Consider the following 933-nt stretch of genomic DNA (forward strand, 5'->3'; position numbering starts at 1 on the left):
GATTATTCTCCTTGATGAAACTCCGCAGCTGCTCTTTCGTCCATAATCCCATGTGTGCTCCCCAACCTCTCCATGATTTCATTTTAGTAGGTTTGAGAGTTTACACAAAGTATTTTACAGACTCGCCAGTGTGGCGAGCATGGCTCCCCCTGTATCCTGCGATGTCCGAGAATCCTTATTTTACAAGGGTTTTCGGACATTGTGGTTTTTCTAGACACCTCATGTTTCCTCATGTAATTTTCTGTTCTGTGACCACAGAAGTGACCACATTAGTTTATACACGACACGATTGCAATTGCTAACTATTGTGCCACGATTACTTCTTTCAGCAAATCCAATGCACTTCCCTCGTTTGGATCATTTGTTCCAAGTTCACCACGGAATGCACGAGCAAGAATTGCTTTTTTCATTACTTCGATTTGATCGATAACATTGATAAGATGTTTTGTTTCTTGTTCTTTGGCAAACAGCTTATCAAGAATATGAACTATTTCTCGCTGTTCATCCCAAGAAGGTATCATTACCTTCACTGCAGAGAGCTCTTTTTGGTTTATTTTGGGCAGAACTGACCGTGAACCAGCGGATGATGCTTGCTCTAAAAAATCATCCGATAACATATAGTACCACAAATATTTGGTATCTTCTTTTGCTTGTATCGGATACATATCCGCACTACACAATCCATCAAAATCTACCAGAACGACTTTCGATAAATATGGTCGTATCTTTGAATATAGGATTTGACCTTTATGGAATTTATGCTTAGCACTAGTTACTCCATCTTCTCCTATTGTGCGGTACTCTAACTGTCATCAGCCACTTTAATTGACGGTAGATTCGGAACCGCCAATGACGGTGGCTTTTTGCTTTCCTCACCGCCGTTTCGGAGACAATTATATTTCGCCTTTGTTTGTCGGCGTAAAAAAACTGCTC

At 40.6% G+C, this 933-nt stretch carries 1 protein-coding gene; it reads right to left on the minus strand.

Going from position 1 to position 933, the window contains the following annotated elements:
• Nucleotides 1-302: 302 nt before the first annotated feature.
• Entirely contained in the window at nucleotides 303-791 is a 489-nt protein-coding gene (locus tag B7E11_RS01835) for a restriction endonuclease subunit S (protein WP_281256468.1), read from the minus strand.
• Between the last annotated feature and the right edge of the window lie 142 nt (nucleotides 792-933).

The organism is Cohnella massiliensis (assembly GCF_900169535.1).
Taxonomy (GTDB): Bacteria; Bacillota; Bacilli; order Paenibacillales; family Paenibacillaceae; genus Cohnella; species Cohnella algarum.